Origin of the sequence: Pseudonocardia pini, from assembly GCF_013870575.1 — a bacterium.
GTDB lineage: Bacteria > Actinomycetota > Actinomycetes > Mycobacteriales > Pseudonocardiaceae > Pseudonocardia > Pseudonocardia pini.
Genome location: NZ_JACBXB010001161.1, coordinates 1 through 1211, shown reverse-complemented (window position 1 = coordinate 1211; position 1211 = coordinate 1). Strand labels below are relative to the sequence as shown.

Annotated in this window: 2 protein-coding genes; one reads left to right on the top strand and one right to left on the bottom strand. The window is 73.7% G+C overall.

Features of this window, described 5'->3' with window-relative positions; all coding sequences use genetic code 11:
* Nucleotides 1–58 precede the first annotated feature (58 nt).
* A complete protein-coding gene (locus H5J29_RS33460; protein ID WP_312858517.1) occupies nt 59–673 on the bottom strand; it encodes an RNA polymerase sigma factor in 615 nt (204 codons plus the stop codon).
* A gap of 136 nt (nt 674–809) precedes the next feature.
* On the opposite strand from H5J29_RS33460, the gene H5J29_RS33455 reads away from it, so the two are divergent.
* Complete coding sequence (locus H5J29_RS33455) at nt 810–983, top strand: CsbD family protein (RefSeq protein WP_181784874.1); 174 nt, start codon at nt 810–812, stop codon at nt 981–983.
* The last annotated feature ends 228 nt before the right edge of the window (nt 984–1211 follow it).

Below are 1211 nucleotides of genomic sequence, written 5' to 3'. Positions count from 1 at the left end.
TGGTCCCAGACCTCCGCCGCGTCCCGACCGCAGGCCAGCGGCTCGATCCGCAGGTCCTCTACCTCCACGAGCGCATCACCCCCGCGAGCGTGGTGCGGGCCCGGTGGATCCGGCCGCGCACGGCGGTCTCCGAGGCCCCGGTGATCTCGGCGATCTCGGTGTACCCCAGACCTTCCAGTTCGCGCAGCACGAAACAGGCCCGCTGCTCGTCGGGCAGACCCGCCAACGCGACGCGCAGTGCGGCGAGCCCGGCGTCCACCTCGGCAGTGTGCTCGGGCGCGTCCGGGGCGGTGAGCCGGTCCTCGACCGCCTCGATCCCCACCGTCTCCCGACGCCGTCGCAGCAGGTCCAGGCACCGGTTCGTCACGATCCGGTAGGCCCACGTGGTGAAGGCGGAGTCGCCGCGGAAGCGGTCCAGCCGCCGCCACGCGTCGAGCAGGGACTCCTGGAGGGCGTCCTCCGCGTCCTGCGAGTCGCCGACCAGGCGCAGGGCCAGCCGGTAGAGCGCGGCCTGGTGGCGTTGGGCCAGCTCCGAGAAGGCGCGGACGTCCCCCTCCTGGGCCCGGACCACGAGGGTGGTGTCGTCCAGCTCGCGCTCCGCGGGCGACGGGACGGCCGGGCGCGGGCTCGCCGCCACCACCTCGTCCCCCACGTCCACGCGCACCGCCTGCACGCCGCCTCCGTTCACGTGACCCAGGTCACCATTGTGGTGTATCGAGGCTCCGTCCGGGGAACCCGGTGCACGAGATCGACGGTAGTGGCCGGAACCCCCGGCCGCCCGTCGGACACGGCGCGACGGGAGGTCCGGCATGGGTGCGGGCGACAAGATGGAGAACAAGGCGCAGGAGCTGCGGGGCAAGGCCAAGGAGGCAGCCGGTCGGGCGACCGACGACGAGCGCCTCGAGGCCGAGGGCCGCACCGACCAGATGGGCGCGGACCTCAAGCAGGCGGCCGAGAAGGTCAAGGACGTTTTCAAGCGCTGATCTCCCACCACATCGGACGGCGGCATCCCGGCTCGGGGTGTCGCCGTCCGTTACGTTCGGGGCGTGTCCGAGTCGCTCCCGCAGCAGGTCGCCGACGTCGTCCTCGCCCACCCCGCCGTCGTCCGGCTGGACGGCGGCCCGTTCGGCACCGTGGCCTCCCACCTGCCCGGACGCCGGGTGATGGGGGTCCGGCTGGGGATCGCGCCGGAGCCCGTCGAGGTGGCCGTG

What these genes read in the sequence shown, in the direction of transcription:
- H5J29_RS33455 (WP_181784874.1), top strand. Translation starts at nt 810, where the DNA reads ATGGGTGCGGGCGACAAGATGGAGAACAAGGCGCAGGAGCTGCGGGGC.